The 13845-nt window shown below is 70.1% G+C and carries 15 protein-coding genes; 5 read left to right on the top strand and 10 right to left on the bottom strand.

Going from position 1 to position 13845, the window contains the following annotated elements; translation table 11 throughout:
- Positions 1–52: 52 nt before the first annotated feature.
- The 3 genes from ASE35_RS11975 to purM all read right to left on the bottom strand — a co-directional run bounded on the left by ASE35_RS11975 (position 53) and on the right by purM (position 2271).
- Entirely contained in the window at positions 53–529 is a 477-nt protein-coding gene (locus ASE35_RS11975) for a hypothetical protein (RefSeq protein WP_057163939.1), read from the bottom strand.
- Complete coding sequence (locus tag ASE35_RS11980; RefSeq protein WP_057163940.1) at positions 526–1134, bottom strand: DUF2238 domain-containing protein; 609 nt, start codon at positions 1132–1134, stop codon at positions 526–528. Before ASE35_RS11980 ends, ASE35_RS11975 begins: the two co-directional genes overlap by 4 nt.
- A 108-nt stretch (positions 1135–1242) precedes the next feature.
- Positions 1243–2271 carry a phosphoribosylformylglycinamidine cyclo-ligase gene (gene purM / locus ASE35_RS11985; RefSeq protein ID WP_200956239.1) on the bottom strand — a complete coding sequence of 343 codons (1029 nt, stop codon included), beginning with the start codon at positions 2269–2271 and terminating at the stop codon, positions 1243–1245.
- A 159-nt stretch (positions 2272–2430) separates the two neighbouring features.
- On the opposite strand from purM, the gene ASE35_RS11990 reads away from it, so the two are divergent.
- The 4 genes from ASE35_RS11990 to ASE35_RS12005 all read left to right on the top strand — a co-directional run bounded on the left by ASE35_RS11990 (position 2431) and on the right by ASE35_RS12005 (position 5940).
- Positions 2431–3504 carry a DUF2066 domain-containing protein gene (locus tag ASE35_RS11990; protein ID WP_056182862.1) on the top strand — a complete coding sequence of 358 codons (1074 nt, stop codon included), beginning with the start codon at positions 2431–2433 and terminating at the stop codon, positions 3502–3504.
- A 75-nt stretch (positions 3505–3579) separates the two neighbouring features.
- Positions 3580–4731 (top strand): AI-2E family transporter, encoded by a 1152-nt coding sequence (locus tag ASE35_RS11995; protein ID WP_057159909.1) that lies wholly within the window; start codon positions 3580–3582, stop codon positions 4729–4731.
- A 45-nt stretch (positions 4732–4776) separates the two neighbouring features.
- Positions 4777–5472, top strand: coding sequence for a DnaA regulatory inactivator Hda (hda, locus tag ASE35_RS12000; RefSeq protein ID WP_057163941.1), 696 nt, complete (start codon positions 4777–4779; stop codon positions 5470–5472).
- A 126-nt stretch (positions 5473–5598) separates the two neighbouring features.
- On the top strand, positions 5599–5940 hold the full coding sequence (locus tag ASE35_RS12005; protein WP_157489423.1) for a hypothetical protein: 342 nt from the start codon (positions 5599–5601) through the stop codon (positions 5938–5940).
- Between the two features lie 381 nt (positions 5941–6321).
- Here ASE35_RS12005 and ASE35_RS21190 read toward each other — a convergent pair whose 3' ends face one another.
- From ASE35_RS21190 to cysG, 7 genes are all read right to left on the bottom strand, one after another.
- A complete protein-coding gene (locus ASE35_RS21190; RefSeq protein WP_157489424.1) occupies positions 6322–6600 on the bottom strand; it encodes a hypothetical protein in 279 nt (92 codons plus the stop codon).
- Between the two features lie 52 nt (positions 6601–6652).
- Positions 6653–7381 carry a 5,6-dimethylbenzimidazole synthase gene (bluB, locus tag ASE35_RS12010; RefSeq protein WP_056182873.1) on the bottom strand — a complete coding sequence of 243 codons (729 nt, stop codon included), beginning with the start codon at positions 7379–7381 and terminating at the stop codon, positions 6653–6655.
- A gap of 43 nt (positions 7382–7424) precedes the next feature.
- Positions 7425–7976 carry an RNA 2'-phosphotransferase gene (locus ASE35_RS12015; protein WP_057164047.1) on the bottom strand — a complete coding sequence of 184 codons (552 nt, stop codon included), beginning with the start codon at positions 7974–7976 and terminating at the stop codon, positions 7425–7427.
- 42 nt (positions 7977–8018) lie between these two features.
- Entirely contained in the window at positions 8019–8717 is a 699-nt protein-coding gene (gene murU / locus ASE35_RS12020; RefSeq protein WP_057163943.1) for an N-acetylmuramate alpha-1-phosphate uridylyltransferase MurU, read from the bottom strand.
- On the bottom strand, positions 8714–9730 hold the full coding sequence (locus ASE35_RS12025) for a phosphotransferase (RefSeq protein WP_057163944.1): 1017 nt from the start codon (positions 9728–9730) through the stop codon (positions 8714–8716). Before ASE35_RS12025 ends, murU begins: the two co-directional genes overlap by 4 nt.
- Before the next feature lie 154 nt (positions 9731–9884).
- Positions 9885–10865, bottom strand: a complete 981-nt coding sequence (gene cysK / locus ASE35_RS12030; protein ID WP_057163945.1) for a cysteine synthase A — start codon at positions 10863–10865, stop codon at positions 9885–9887.
- A gap of 36 nt (positions 10866–10901) precedes the next feature.
- Positions 10902–12329 carry a siroheme synthase CysG gene (cysG, locus tag ASE35_RS12035; RefSeq protein ID WP_057163946.1) on the bottom strand — a complete coding sequence of 476 codons (1428 nt, stop codon included), beginning with the start codon at positions 12327–12329 and terminating at the stop codon, positions 10902–10904.
- A gap of 286 nt (positions 12330–12615) precedes the next feature.
- Here cysG and ASE35_RS12040 point away from each other — a divergent pair, with 286 nt between their 5' ends.
- Positions 12616–13599, top strand: a complete 984-nt coding sequence (locus ASE35_RS12040; protein ID WP_056182892.1) for a LysR family transcriptional regulator — start codon at positions 12616–12618, stop codon at positions 13597–13599.
- Positions 13600–13845 lie beyond the last annotated feature (246 nt).

Here is a 13845-nt window from a genome sequence, read left to right on the forward strand (position 1 = left end):
GCGAGCGCGCAGTGTCGCAAGAAACCTGGGGTGGCGCGCGTTCTCGGCGCTTTCAGTCCGCGCCGGGCTCCAGCGCCAGCAGGGCTTCGTGGGCGGTGACGGCGTCGGCGCCGCCTTGCGCGGCGATGGCTTCCAGCACCGGGCGCATGGCGCGCGCCTGGCGCGCCAGCTCGGGCGCCAGCGCCTGCTGGTCGCGGTCGGGCTCGAACGACAGCGCCAGGTCGAAGAAGGCCTCCAGCGCCGTGCTGCGCGCCCAGCCCTGGCCGTGGCGCATCAGTTCGCCCAGAAACGGCAGCACCGCCAGCGCGATCGCGTGGTAGGTGCCGGCGTGGTTGTTGCCCACCGCGTACAGCACGGCGTGATAGGCGCGCTCGCTGCTGGTGCGGTCGTGCGCGTGCAGGGCGTCGGCCAGCGCCGCGCGTACCTGCGCGGCGTCGCTCCATTGCGGGCGCTCGTAGGCGTCCCAATCGACCGCGGCGACGCGGCGCTCGAAGTCCTGCAGGGCCGGCGGCAGCGCGACGGCGTTCATGCGCGGGCGCGGCGGCGCGGCCAGGCCGCGAGCGAACCCAGGGTGGCCAGGAACATGTCGGTGTGCGCGTCCCAGACGTCGCCCTGCTGGCCGTTGTAGGACTCGGCGGCTTCCGGCGACATGCCCAGCGCGATCGCCCATTCGATCCATTCGTAGATCAGGCTGGTGCACATGATCGCGGCGACTGCGAGCACGAAGGCCTGGCGCGCGCTCAGCGCCGGCCAGCGCTGGCGGAAGTACTCGCGCGCCGCTGGCGTGAAGCACACGCCGTAGAGGAAATGGATCAAGCGGTCGAAGTGATTGCGTTCGAAGCCCAGCGCGCGATCCAGCGACCAGCCGCCGGTCAACCACTGGATCCAGCGGTCGTAGGGCACGTAGGAATACAGCCAGCGCGCGGCCACGCAGTGGGCGATCATGAACACGCAGATCGCGATGAAGTGGCTATCGCGCATCGGCCAGCGCCGGTTGTGCAGCCACAGCCAGACCAGGCCGACCACGGTCAGCACACTGTGCATGCCCTGCTCGAAAGGGCTGGTCGGCGCGATCCAGCTGATCGCGAACACGGCCAGGACCACGGCCAGCGCCGCCTTCTTGATGGCGTTCATGGCTTGGAGCAAGAAGTGAGCGTGGAGTAGTGAGCAGCGAGCGAAAGCGCCCGCGTCGCAGGGGTATTGCTCCTACTCACTTCTCTCTCCTCTAAGCTCACTCCTGCTTCAACCGATATGCACGCGTTCGCCGTCGGCGTGCGCGACCACCCGGCCGATGCGCCAGTTCGCCAGCGCCATGCGCTCCAGCTCGGCTTCGATCTCGGCGGCGTCTTCCGGCGCCACGATCAGCACGAAGCCGATGCCGCAGTTGAAGGTGCGCCACATTTCTTCCTGGGTCACCGCGCCTTCGCGCTGCAGCCACTGGAACACCGGCGGCAGTTCCCAGGACGCGGCGTCGATGTCCAGGCCTAGGCCGTCGGGCACCACCCGAATGATGTTCTCGGTCAGGCCGCCGCCGGTGACGTGGGCCATGGCGTGGATCTTGTGGGCGCCGTCGTTGGCGCGCAGCAGCTCCAGCACCGGCTTCACGTACAGGCGGGTCGGCGCCATCAGCGCATCGATCAGCTTGACCCCGCCCAGGTCGGTGTCGGCCGGACGGCCGGCGCGGTCGTAGATGCGACGGATCAGCGAATAGCCGTTGGAATGCGGGCCGCTGGAGGCCAGGCCGATCAGCAGATCGCCCTCGCGCACGCGGCTGCCGTCGAGCAACTGCGACTTCTCGACCGCGCCGACGGTGAAGCCGGCTAGGTCGTATTCGCCCGGCGGGTACATGTCGGGCATCTCGGCGGTCTCGCCGCCGATCAGGGCGCAGCCGGACTGCTCGCAGCCGGTGGCGATGCCGCTGACCACGGCCGCGGCGGTGTCCACGTCGAGCTTGCCGGTGGCGAAGTAGTCGAGGAAGAACAACGGCTCGGCGCCCTGCACCAGCACGTCGTTCACGCACATGCCGACCAGATCGATGCCGATGCTGTCGTGGCGGCCGAGCTGCTGGGCCAGCTTCAGCTTGGTGCCCACGCCGTCGGTGCCCGAGACCAGTACCGGCTCGCGGTACTTGCCCGACAGGTCGAACAGCGCGCCGAAACCGCCCAGCCCGCCCATGACTTCGGGACGGAAGCTGCGCTTGACCATCGGCTTGATGCGTTCGACCAGGGCGTTGCCCGCGTCGATATCGACGCCGGCATCGCGGTAGGTCAGGGGAGTGGGAGCGTCGGGGATGGAAGCGGTCACGGCGGCTCCGGCGGGCGCGAGTAAGAGGACAAGCCCGACATTTTACCAGTCGCGGAGCGCGCGAATGGACGTTCCGGCCCCACTACGGCACCATTTCATCCATTACGCACCTATCTAGGGACAGCGATGGTTCGGGCAATCCGCGTTTTACTGGTCGCGACCCTGCTGCTGGCGAGCTCTGCCGCCTGGGCGCAGCGTGTCGAAGGCGATCGTGCCAAGGCCGAGGGCGTTTACGCGGCCGAAGTGCCGGTCAACGGCCAGGGCGAGGCTGAGCGCAACGCGGGCTTCGCGCGCGCGCTGGCGCAGGTGCTGGGCAAGCTGTCCGGCGACCGCGGCGCGGCCGCGCGCCCGGGCGTGGGCCAGGAATTGCGCCGCGCCAAGGACTACGTGGCCGGCTACGACTACCGCCAGGACGAGGGCGTGGGCCCGACCGGGGCGCCCAGCTACCGCACCACCCTGGTGGTCAATTTCGACCAATCCCAGGTCGACAGCCTGGCCTCGGTGCTGGGTTTGCCGGTCTGGCCGACCCCGCGCCCCAAGCCGGTGCTGTGGCTGGCCATCGACGACGGCAGCGGCCCGCGCCTGGTCGGCCTGGCCCAGGCCAACGCCGCTCGCTCGACCCTGAACCGCGCGATCGAGCGCGGCTACCGCCTCGGCCTGCCCACCGGCAACGCGGCTGAACAGGCCGCGGTCGGCGCGATCTGGCGCGGCGACAGCGCCGCGGTCGCGCGCGCCTCGGCCCGCTACAGCCCGCCGATGCAGCTGATCGGCAAGCTCTACCGCTCCAAGGCCGGCTGGAAGGCCGACTGGATCTTCGTCGACAGCGGCAAGGTGCTGTCGACCTGGACCAGCGAAGAGGCCGACGCCCGCCGCGCCTTGTCCGGCGGTGCGGACGGCGCCGCCGACGCCCTGATGCGCCGCTACGCCAAGCGCGGCACCGCCGCCGGCCCGCCGGGCAACTACCGCGTGACCTTCACCGGCATCACCAGCAGCGACGATTTCATCCGCCTGTCCGGCTACCTGCAGCGGCTGGCCGTGGTGCGCCGGATCACCCCGGTACGCGCCAGCCCCAGCGGGGTCGAGTTCGAGCTGGAGCTGATCTCCGGCCTGCAGGGCTTCAAGCGCATGACCGAGGGCGACGACGTGCTCGAGGCGCAGGAAGGCCTGGAAGGCCAGCCGCCGGTCTACCGCCTGCGCTGACCGGCTAGGCTGGGCCCTCATGGCGACGCGCCGTTCACCGGCGCGCCGCCCGCTCGCAACCCATAGGATCCGCGGATGGAAACCACCCCCCTGCACGACATCGCCCAATTCCTGCGCCGCCTGCAATGGGCCGCGCTCGGCCTGGGCGCGTGCTGGCTGCTGTGGCTGCTGGCGCCGATCCTGACTCCGTTCGTGGTCGCCGCCCTGCTGGGCTGGCTGGGCGACCCGCTGGTCGACCGCCTGGAACGCGCCGGGCGCTCGCGCAACGTCGCCGTGACCCTGGTGTTCACCGCCATGGCCTTGCTGGTACTGCTGGTGCTGGTGATCCTGGTGCCGCTGATCGAGCGCCAGATCTCCACCCTGATCGCCTCGCTGCCCAGCTACCGCGACTGGTTCATGAACACCGCGCTGCCGTGGGTGGAAATGCGTACCGGATTCGAGATCACCACCTGGCTGGATCTGGAGCACATCAGTCAGCTGGTGCGCAGCAACTGGGAGCGCGCCGGCGGCGTCGCCAGCACCCTGTTGGGCTATCTGTCGCGCTCGGGCTTCGCCCTGGTCGGCATGGCCGCCAATATCGCGCTGCTGCCGGTCATCACCTTCTTCTTCCTGCGCGATTGGGACCTGATGGTCGCGCGCGTGGCCTCGCTGGTGCCGCGCAACCACCTGAGCACCGTCGGCCGCCTCGCGCGCGAGTCCAGCGACGTGCTCGGCGCCTTCCTGCGCGGCCAGTTCCTGGTGATGCTGATCCTGGGCGTGATGTACGGCCTGGGCCTGTGGGCGGTGGGCCTGGATCTGGGCATCCTGATCGGCCTGATCGCCGGCCTGCTGACCTTCGTGCCCTACCTGGGCCCGGCCAGCGGCATCGTCCTGGGCACCATCGCCGCGCTGGTGCAGTACGGCGACTGGAAATACGTCGCCGGCGTGCTCACCGTGTTCGGCATCGGCCAACTGATCGAAGGCTATTGGCTCACGCCCAAGCTGGTCGGCGACCGCATCGGCCTGCATCCGGTCGCGGTGATCTTCGCCGTGCTCGCCGGCGGCCAGTTGTTCGGCTTCCTGGGCATGTTGCTGGCGCTGCCGGTGGCGGCGGTGGCCAACGTGCTGCTGCGTTACGCGCAGGAGCGCTACACCCGCAGCCGTTTGTACGCGGGCACGCCGTCGTCGATCCTGCTGGAGCCGGGCCCGCTCGTCGTGCCGGCGTCGGCCGAACGCGAACCCGAGTGAGCCGGCTGCGATCCGCGATGAGTCTGCCGCGATGAACCTGCAGCGATGAGCGTGCCGCAGCTCCCTTTGGCGCTGCGCTACCCGCCGGACCAGCGACTCGACACCTTCGTCGCCGCGCCGGCAGGAGCGATCGCGCAACTGCGCGCCTTGGCCGAGCGGGCCGGCGGCGATTGGCTGTACCTGGCCGGCCCCGCGGGCGTCGGCAAGACCCACCTGCTGCTCGCCGCCTGCGCCGCCGCCGAAGCCGGCGGACGCCGCGCCGCCTACCTGCCGCTGGTCGCGGCCGCCGGGCGCCTGCGCGACGCGCTCGAAGCGCTGGAAGGCAACGACCTGCTGGCACTGGACGGCCTGGACGTCATCGCTGGCACGCGCGAGGACGAGATCGCCCTGTTCGACGCCCACAACCGCGCGCGCGCCGCCGGCGCGGCGGTGATCTACGCCGCGCGCGAAGCCCCCGACGGCCTCGCCCTGAGCCTGCCCGACCTGCGCTCGCGCCTGTCGCAATGCGCGCGCATCGCGCTGTCGCCGCTGGACGACGATGGCCGCGCCGAAGTGCTGCGCCAGCGCGCGCAACGCCGCGGCCTGGTCCTGGAAGAGGCCGCGCTGGATTGGATGCTCAAGCGCGTCGACCGCGACCTGGCCGGCCTGACCGCGCTGCTGGACCGCCTCGACCGCGCCTCCCTGGCCGCGCAGCGCCGCATCACCGTGCCGTTTCTGAAGCAGACGCTGGAGCAGCGTTGAGGCGCGGATACCACCCTGACCTGTCCGGACGTCGGTCGGATGGGCGATGCTTAGGACAGGGCTTGAACACGTGCATCGATCATGCGAGATGATCGGGCGGCGAGCGACCTGTTTCGGGAGCTTTGCGTGTCGTATGAATTCTGGAGCTTTGTCGGATATATCCCGGCGTTGGTGTCGGCGGGCTTGACCGTGGCAGCTCGCAAATCCTGGGCTGTGTTCGCAACTGTTGGAGTCGCGTTGCTGATCGCGTCGACCGCACTGGCTATCGTCAAACCTTCTTTGACCGTAGGGCGAGTGAGCCCGATCTGTCTGATTGGCTATGAAACCTGGGCAGTGATCGCGTGCATCGCGGTCAGCGCATGCGTGGTAGGCATCTGGCGCCACATAACCCGTCCCGGCATCGCGACCGCGATCGTTGCGACCGCGCCGTCCTTTATTGCCCTGTACATGGGTGCCTGGATTTCTTAAGGCGATAACAGGAAACGGCGCTCCACCTGGCAAGGTCTGCACGGTTTGCTTCCTGTAGGAGCGGCGCGAGCCGCGACCGCGACACCGGCTTGCGTCGAATGTGTATGTCGCCGCGCTAACGCAATCGCGGCTCACGCCGCTCCCACAGGAAGCAGGGCTGCGCGCGCCTGTGTGCACGATTGTGGTTGTGGTCATCGCAAGTTTCGCCGTAGCGACGCACCCACCACTGTGGGAGCGGCGTAAGCCGCGATCGCGGAACTCGCTTGCGTCGTGAGTGGGGTGCCAAGTGGTGGTCGCGGCCTGCGTCGTTGTCGCAGTGGCGCGGTCGCGGCTTACGCCGCTCCTACCCCAAAGCCTCAGACGGGACGTCGAGCGAATGGCTTAACGCCCGCAGCGCGCATACCCCGGCACGTTCAAGCCCAGCACGATGTCGCGCTGCACGCGCCAGCCACTGCGCGCGTCGCCTTGCGGATGGGCGATGCCGTTGCCGCCGTAGGCCAGTTGCTGGCGCGCGCGGCGGTCAGGCGCGGGTCGTCGTCGAACAGCACGTCGCCCAGGTAGTACGTACAGCGCCCCGGCTCGGGGTTCGGCCGCTCGAGCGCTTGCGAGGGCGCCGCATAGCAGCAAGGCATGCAGGCAGGCGGTGGCGACTCCACGCATGATCCGCTCCCAATGAACGATGCCCGCGGACGCAGGGGTGGGCGGACTCCTCCTAACCGCCGCGAGCCGGGTCCCGATCGGGCTCGCCGGCCAGCAGCGCGCTGCGCAGCGCCGGGTCCTGCACCTCACCGCCCCAGGCGTTGGCATGCACCAGATCCTGCAGCGGCAGGCGCGAGCGCCAACCGCGCGTTTCCAGCTCCGGTCGCTCCAGGAACTGGCTGACATAGCCCAGACACAGGTAAGCGAGCGGTTCGACGCCCTCGGGCAGACCGAGCACGCGCGCCAGTTCGCGGGGTTCCAGGATGCTGACCCAGCCCACGCCGATGCCCTCCGCGCGCGCGGCCAGCCACAAGTTCTGCACCGCCAGGCAGGCGCTGAACAGGTCCGCGTCCAGCATGGTGTTGCGACCCAACACATGTTCGCCGCCGCGGCCGCGGTCGCAGGTGATGCACAGATTGATCGGGCTTTCGACGATCCCTTCCAGCTTGAGCTGCCGATAAAGTTCGGCGCGTTCGTCGCGGTAGTTGTGCGCGGCCTGCGCATTGGCTTGCGCGTGCAGAGCCTTCACTTCGTGCTTGACCGCCGGATCCTCGACGACGATGAAGTCCCAGGGCTGCATGAATCCCACCGACGGTGCATGGTGCGCGGCGCGTAGCAGGCGCTCAAGTACGTCCGCGGGAATCGGGTCGGGCAAGAACTGCGAACGCACGTCGCGGCGCTCGAAGATGGCGCGGTAGACGCCGCCGCGTTCCGCGTCGGAGAAACGGTGCCCGGCGCTCATGCGCCCATGCTCCTGTGGTGGCGTCGCGTTGCGGGCGCCGGCCTCATGTCTGCGCCGGCCATTCGATGAATTCCGCCGGCACCGTATCGGTCAGCCACACGCCGTTGTCGGCGCGGAAGAAGGCGAACCCACGCGCATGCATTTCACCGGCGCGCACGTGCAGCACGACAGGCCGGCCATGACGGCTGCCGACCTTGAGCGCGGTATCGCGATCGGCCGACAGGTGCACGTGCTGGCGGCTCTGCTTGCGCAGGCCCTCGGCGCGGATCGCCTCAGCGTGGCGAGTGGCGGTGCCGTGGTACAGCAAGGCCGGCGGCTCGATCGGGGTCAGGGCCAGATCGATATCGATCGAGTGGCCCTGGTTGGCGCGTATGCGATCGCCGTCGTCGCTGAGCTTGAAGCGCTGCTTGTCGTTGTCGCGCACCAGCTCCCGCAGCAGCTCGCGGTCGTAGCGTTTGCCGTGCGCGGCGGCCTTGGCGATGAGTTCGTCCACGTCGGCCCAGCCTTCCGCGTCCAGTTGCAGGCCGATAGCCTCGGGTTCATGGCGCAGGATCAGGCTGAGGAATTTGCTGAGCGGTTTGTGTCGGTCGGTCATATCGCCGCGCATGCTAGCAGTTCGTCGGACGATGCCTGGCGCTCAGCCCGACAGCGCCGCGTCCAGGTCGGCCAGCCGCTGCGGCGTGCCCACGTCGGTCCAGCGGCCGCGGTGGTGTTCGCCGCGGATGCGGCCGTCGGCCATGTGCGCGCGCAGGATCGGCGCCAGACGGAAGCGCGGCGGAGTGTCGTCGGCGCCGGCATCGCGGCTGTGCGCACGCCACCCGTCCAGCAATTGCGGGCGATACACGCCGAGGCCGGCGTAGGTGAGGCGGTGCGCGCCGTCGCTGCGCACCAGTCCGTCCTCGTCCAGCGCGAAATCGCCCTGGGTGGCCTGCGGCGGCCGATCGACCATCACCAGATGCGCCAGCCCCTCGGGCTCGTGCGGCAGGCGCGCGAAGTCGAAGTCGGTCCAGACGTCGCCGTTGACCAGCAGGAAGGGCGCGTCGCCAAGGAGGGGCAGGGCATGCAGCATGCCGCCACCGGTTTCCAGCGGCGTGGCGCCTTCGTAGGAATAGACGATGCGCAGCCCCCAGCGCGCGCCGTCGCCGAGCGCGCGCGGAAACTGTTCCGCCAGCCAGGAGGTGTTGATCACGACCTCGCGCACGCCGCAGGCCGCCAGTTTCTCCAGATGCCATTCGATCAGCGGCTTGCCGGCGACCGCAAGCAGGGGCTTGGGCGTGGTGTCGGTGAGCGGGCGCATGCGCTCGCCCAGTCCCGCCGCGAAGATCAGCGCCTTCATGCCGCGAGCCTCGCCAGCGCCGGACGGATGCGCGTGTCCAGCAGCTCCGCCAGCGGCTGCAGCTCGGGATAGCGCGGCAGCACTTCGTCCAGATAGGTGATGAAGCGCGGCGCGTCGGGCAGGTACTTGGTCTTGCCGTCGCGGTAGTGCAGGCGCGCGAAGATGCCCAGGATCTTGAGGTGGCGCTGCACGCCCAGCCAGTCGGCGTCGCGACGGAAGCGCGCCAGCACCGGCACCGGCACGCCCGCGGCGACGGCGCGCTGGTGGTAACGCGCCAGCCAGGCGTCGACGCGGTCCAGCGGCCAGCTCAGGAACGCGTCCTTGAACAGACTGATCGCGTCGTAGGCGACCGGGCCGCGCACGCAGTCCTGGAAGTCCAGCACCGCCGGGCCCGGCTGCACCGGCATCAGATTGCGCGGCATGAAATCGCGATGGGTGAGCACCTGCCGCTGCGCGAGCGCGTTGTCCATCAGGCGACGCTGCACCAGCTCCAGACGGTCGGTGTCGTCGCAGTCGAGTTCCAGGCCCAGATGACGGCGCAGGAACCACTCCTCGAACAGGCCGGCGTCGCGCTGCAGCAGGGCCTCGCCGAACTCGCCCATGCCCTCGGGCGGGGCGATCGCCTGCAGCTTCAACAACTGCTCGATCGCGGCATCGAAATAGGCATCGGCGCTGTCGGCGTCGATGATCTGGGCCAGGGTCGGGCCGCCCAGGTCTTCCAGCAGCAGGAAGCCGTGTTCGGTGTCCTCGACCAGCACGCGCGGCACACGGACGCCGCCGCCTTCGAGCAGCGCGCGCATGCGCAGCCAGGGGCGTACGTCCTCCAGCGTCGGCGGCGAGTCCATGACGATGGCGCTAGCGGGCATGCCGGCCGCATCGGGCGCGGCGCGCCAATAGCTGCGGAAGCCAGCGTCGACCGAGGCGCGCTGCAGTTGCAGGCGGCTGTCGCCGGTGGCGCGGCGGGCCCAGGCGAGGCGCTGGTCGGCGCGCTCGTCGGCGTGAAGCTGGGTCATGCGATCTCCGCGCGGCCAACGGGGCCGCGAGCGCACAGGGTAAACGCCCCGGTGCGCGCGGTGAATGGCGGGTCGCGGATTGGGCGCGGGGAGCGCTGTGGGAAGGCGCGAGTAAGGCGATCGCGGCTCACGCCGCTCCCACAGGCAGCGGGGCTCAGGCCGCCACGCTGTCTTCCTGCGCCAGCGCGGCCAGCCATTCGTCGTCGGAGCCTTCGGCCACGCCTTCGAACAGGAAGGTGGAGAGGTAGCGCTCGCCGGTGTCGGGCAGCATCGCCAGCAGCACGCTGCCGGCCGGCGCTTGCTCGGCGACCTGGAGCGCGGCGGCGACGGTGGCGCCGGCGGAGATGCCGACGAACACGCCCTCCTCGGCGGCCAGGCGGCGCGCGGTGTCGCGCGCGAGCACGTCGTCGACCGGACGGATCTCGTCGGCCACGCCGCGGTCCAGCACCGCCGGCACGAAGTCCGGGGTCCAGCCCTGGATCTTGTGCGGCTGCCAGTCCTTGCCGCTCAGCAGCGAGGCGCCGGCGGGTTCGGAGGCGATGATCTTCAGATCCGGACGCGCGAGCTTGAGCACCTGGCCGGCGCCGCTGAGGGTGCCGCCGGTGCCCCAGCCGGTCACGAAATAGTCCAGGCGCTTGCCGGCGAAATCGCGCAGGATCTCCGGGCCGGTGGTGCTGCGGTGGTAGGCCGGGTTGGCCGGGTTCTCGAACTGGCGGGCCAGGAACCAGCCGTGCTGCGCGGCGAGTTCGGCGGCCTTGCGCACCATGCCGCTGCCGCGCTCGGCGGCCGGGGTCAGGATCACCTTGGCGCCGTAGGCGCGCATCAGTTTGCGGCGCTCGACCGAGAAGGTTTCGGTCATCACCGCCACGAAGGGATAGCCGCGCGCGGCCGCGACCATGGCCAGGGCGATGCCGGTGTTGCCGGAGGTCGCCTCGACGATGGTCTGGCCGGGCTGGAGCGCGCCGCTGCGTTCGGCGTCCAGCACGATCGCCAGCGCCAGACGGTCCTTGACCGAACCGCCCGGGTTGAAGGATTCGACCTTGGCGTACAGCGAGACATGCGCCGGCGCGATCCGGTGCAGTTTGACGATGGGCGTGTTGCCGATGGTGTCGAGGATGCTGTCGTAGAGGGCCATGGCGGGTCCTGATTCGGAAAAGAGGGAGGGGCGGACTCAGGCCGCGGCTGCCAGCGCCGGCGCGTGGCGCAGCGGCGCCGCGCCGTACCAGTGCAGGCGTTCGGCCAGGCCCGCGACTTCGCCCAGGATCAGCAACGCCGGCGAGCGCACGTCGTGCGCGAGCGCGGCGTCGGGCAGTTCGGCCAGGGTGCCGACCACGGTGCGCTGGTTCGCGCGCGAGCCGTTCTCGATCAGCGCGAACGGCGTGCCCGGGGCGCGACCGTGGGCGATCAGACGATCGCGCAGGCGCTCCAACCCGGCCACGCCCATGTACACCGCCAAAGTCTGGCGTTCCTGCGCCAACGCGGCCCAGTCCAGTTCGTCCTCCGAGTCCTTGCAGTGCGCGGTCACCAGGCGCACCGACTGGGCGTGCTCGCGATGGGTGAGCGGCACGCCGGCGTAGGCCGCGCAGGCCAGGGCGGCGGTGATGCCGGGCACCACTTCAAAGGCGATGCCGTGCGCGCGCAGCACTTCGATTTCCTCGCCGCCACGCCCGAACACGAACGGGTCGCCGCCCTTGAGCCGGACCACGCGCTTGCCGGCGCGCGCATGTTCCAGCATCAACTCGTGGATGCGGTCCTGGGTGGTGTGATGATCGCCGGCCTGTTTGCCGACTTCGATGCGTTCGGCGTCGCGCCGCGCCAGCCGCAGCACTTCGGCGCTGACCAGACGGTCGTGCAGGATCACGTCGGCTTCGTTGAGCGCACGCAGGCCGCGCAGGGTCAGCAGGCCCGGATCGCCGGGGCCCGCGCCGACCAGCACCACCGAACCGCGCGGGGTGCGCGGTTCGCGCGTTTCCAACGCCTGCGCGAACGCGCGTTCGGCGGCGCGATGGCGGTGTTGGCGCAGCAGCGCCGGCAGCGGGCCGTCGAGCAGGCGGTCGAAGAAGCGCCGTCGCGCGCCCAAGTCGGGGTAATGCGCGCGGATGCGCAGGCGTTCGCGCCCCAATAATTCGGCCAGTTCGCCCAGCGAGGGATCGAGCTGGGTTTCCAGGCGTTCGCGCAGATGGCGCGCCAGCATGGGTGCGCCGCCGCCGCTGGAAATCGCGATCTGCAACGGGCCGCGCTCGATGCGCGCGGGCACGTGGAAGCTGGACGCCTCGGCATCGTCGACGACGTTGACCCAGACCCGCCGCGCTTCGCCGGCGGCGGCGACGGCGCGGTTGACCTGCGCATCGTCGGTGGCCGCGATCGCCAGCCAGACCTCGTCCAGCCAGTGCTCGGCGAACTCGCCGCGCAGATGCCGGATGCGTCCCTGTTCGGCTAACTGGACCAGCGAAGGCTGCAACGCGGGCGCGCCGACCCGGACCTGCGCCCCGGCCTCCAGCAAGGCCTCGACCTTGCGCTGCGCGACCGCGCCGCCGCCCACCACGAGAACGGCGCGGCCGCGCAGGGCGGCGAACAGGGGGAAAAGACCGGTACTCATGTTCAGTGGCGGGGCGCGCAGGGCCGAAGACGTTGAGGCGAACCTACAAACCCCGGCCCGGCGGGGGAAATGACGCCCCCGCCTGTGCCCATGCCCTAACGGCATGAGCGCGGGGCCGCCACCGGGCCGACACTACTGGACAGCGGCCGCGGGCCGGCTTAGGCTATAAATCCTTCTATCCGTATAGAGAGATAAAAGTGGACACGATGTCGTGCCGGATGCCCGGGTGTTGCCGCGCCGTCGCCTGCCGCCGTCCTCTCGTCTCCCTGTTCCGGATTCCGCCGTTATGACTCTCACCCAGTTGCGCTACCTCGTCGCGATCGCCGACTCCGGCCTCAACATCACCCTGGCCGCCGAGCGCGTGCACGCCACTCAGCCCGGTTTGTCCAAGCAGCTCAAACAGCTGGAGGACGAACTGGGCTTCCAGTTGTTCGTGCGCAAGGGCCGCAGCCTGGAAGCGATCGCGCCGGCCGGCGAGCGTGTGCTCGCGCATGCGCGCCGCATCCTCGACGAGGCCGGCAACATCCGCGCCTACGCCGCCAACGAGCGCGGCCAGCACGCCGGCCGCCTGGTCCTGGCCACCACCCACACCCAGGCGCGCTACGTGCTGCCGCCGGTGATCGCCAACGTGAAGCGCGGTTTCCCGCAGGTCAGCGTGCATCTGCAGGCGACCGCCGACGGCGAGGTGCTGGAGCATCTGTCGCACGGCAACGCCGACCTGGCGGTGATCAGCACCGCCGGCGCCGCGCCCGAAGGCGGGCTGGCGGTGCCGCTGTTCCGCTGGCGCCGGGTGGTGCTGGTGCCGCGCACGCATGCGCTGGCCTCGCTCAAGCGTGCGCCCACGCTGGCCGAACTGGCCGCGCATCCGCTGATCAGCTACGAGTCCTCGACGCGCCCGGAATCCTCGCTGCGCCGCGCCTTCGCCGCCGGCGGGGTCGAGCCGCAGTTGGCGATGACCGCGCGCGACGCCGACCTGATCAAGACCTACGTGCGCGCCGGCCTGGGCGTGGGCGTGCTCGCCGAAATGGCGGTGACCGGCCGCGACGAAGACCTCAAGGCGCTGACCGCGCCCGATGCGCTGCCCGAATGCGTGACCTGGGCGGTGATCCCGCGCGCGCGCGTGCTGCGCGACTACGCGCTGGAACTGCTGCACGGCCTGGCCCCGCAGATCGACCGCCGCGATCTGCGGCGCGTGCTCGAGGGCAACCTCGAGGCGCAATGGCCGCGCGCGCCCAGTTGGGAAGAATTGATGCGTACGGCTGCGGTCTGAGCGCAGCGTTCGGGCTGGCTCGCGACACCGTCGCAGGCGCTGTGCATCGGCTTCGTTCGGACGAATGGAGCGAAAAGCAAATCCCCCTCAATCCGTCCGGCCAGCGGGCATAGCCCGCTGGCGTTCAGTCGCGCACGAACCTGCGGTTCGTAAACCGCGCGCCCTCACCCTTTTTCAAAGGGGGAGGCAGCGCGCATGCAAGCGTGGAATTGCGGTGTCCTTCCATCGAAGTTCCCCCTTTCCTTC

Origin of the sequence: Lysobacter sp. Root916 (assembly GCF_001429785.1) — a bacterium.
Lineage (GTDB): Bacteria > Pseudomonadota > Gammaproteobacteria > Xanthomonadales > Xanthomonadaceae > Lysobacter.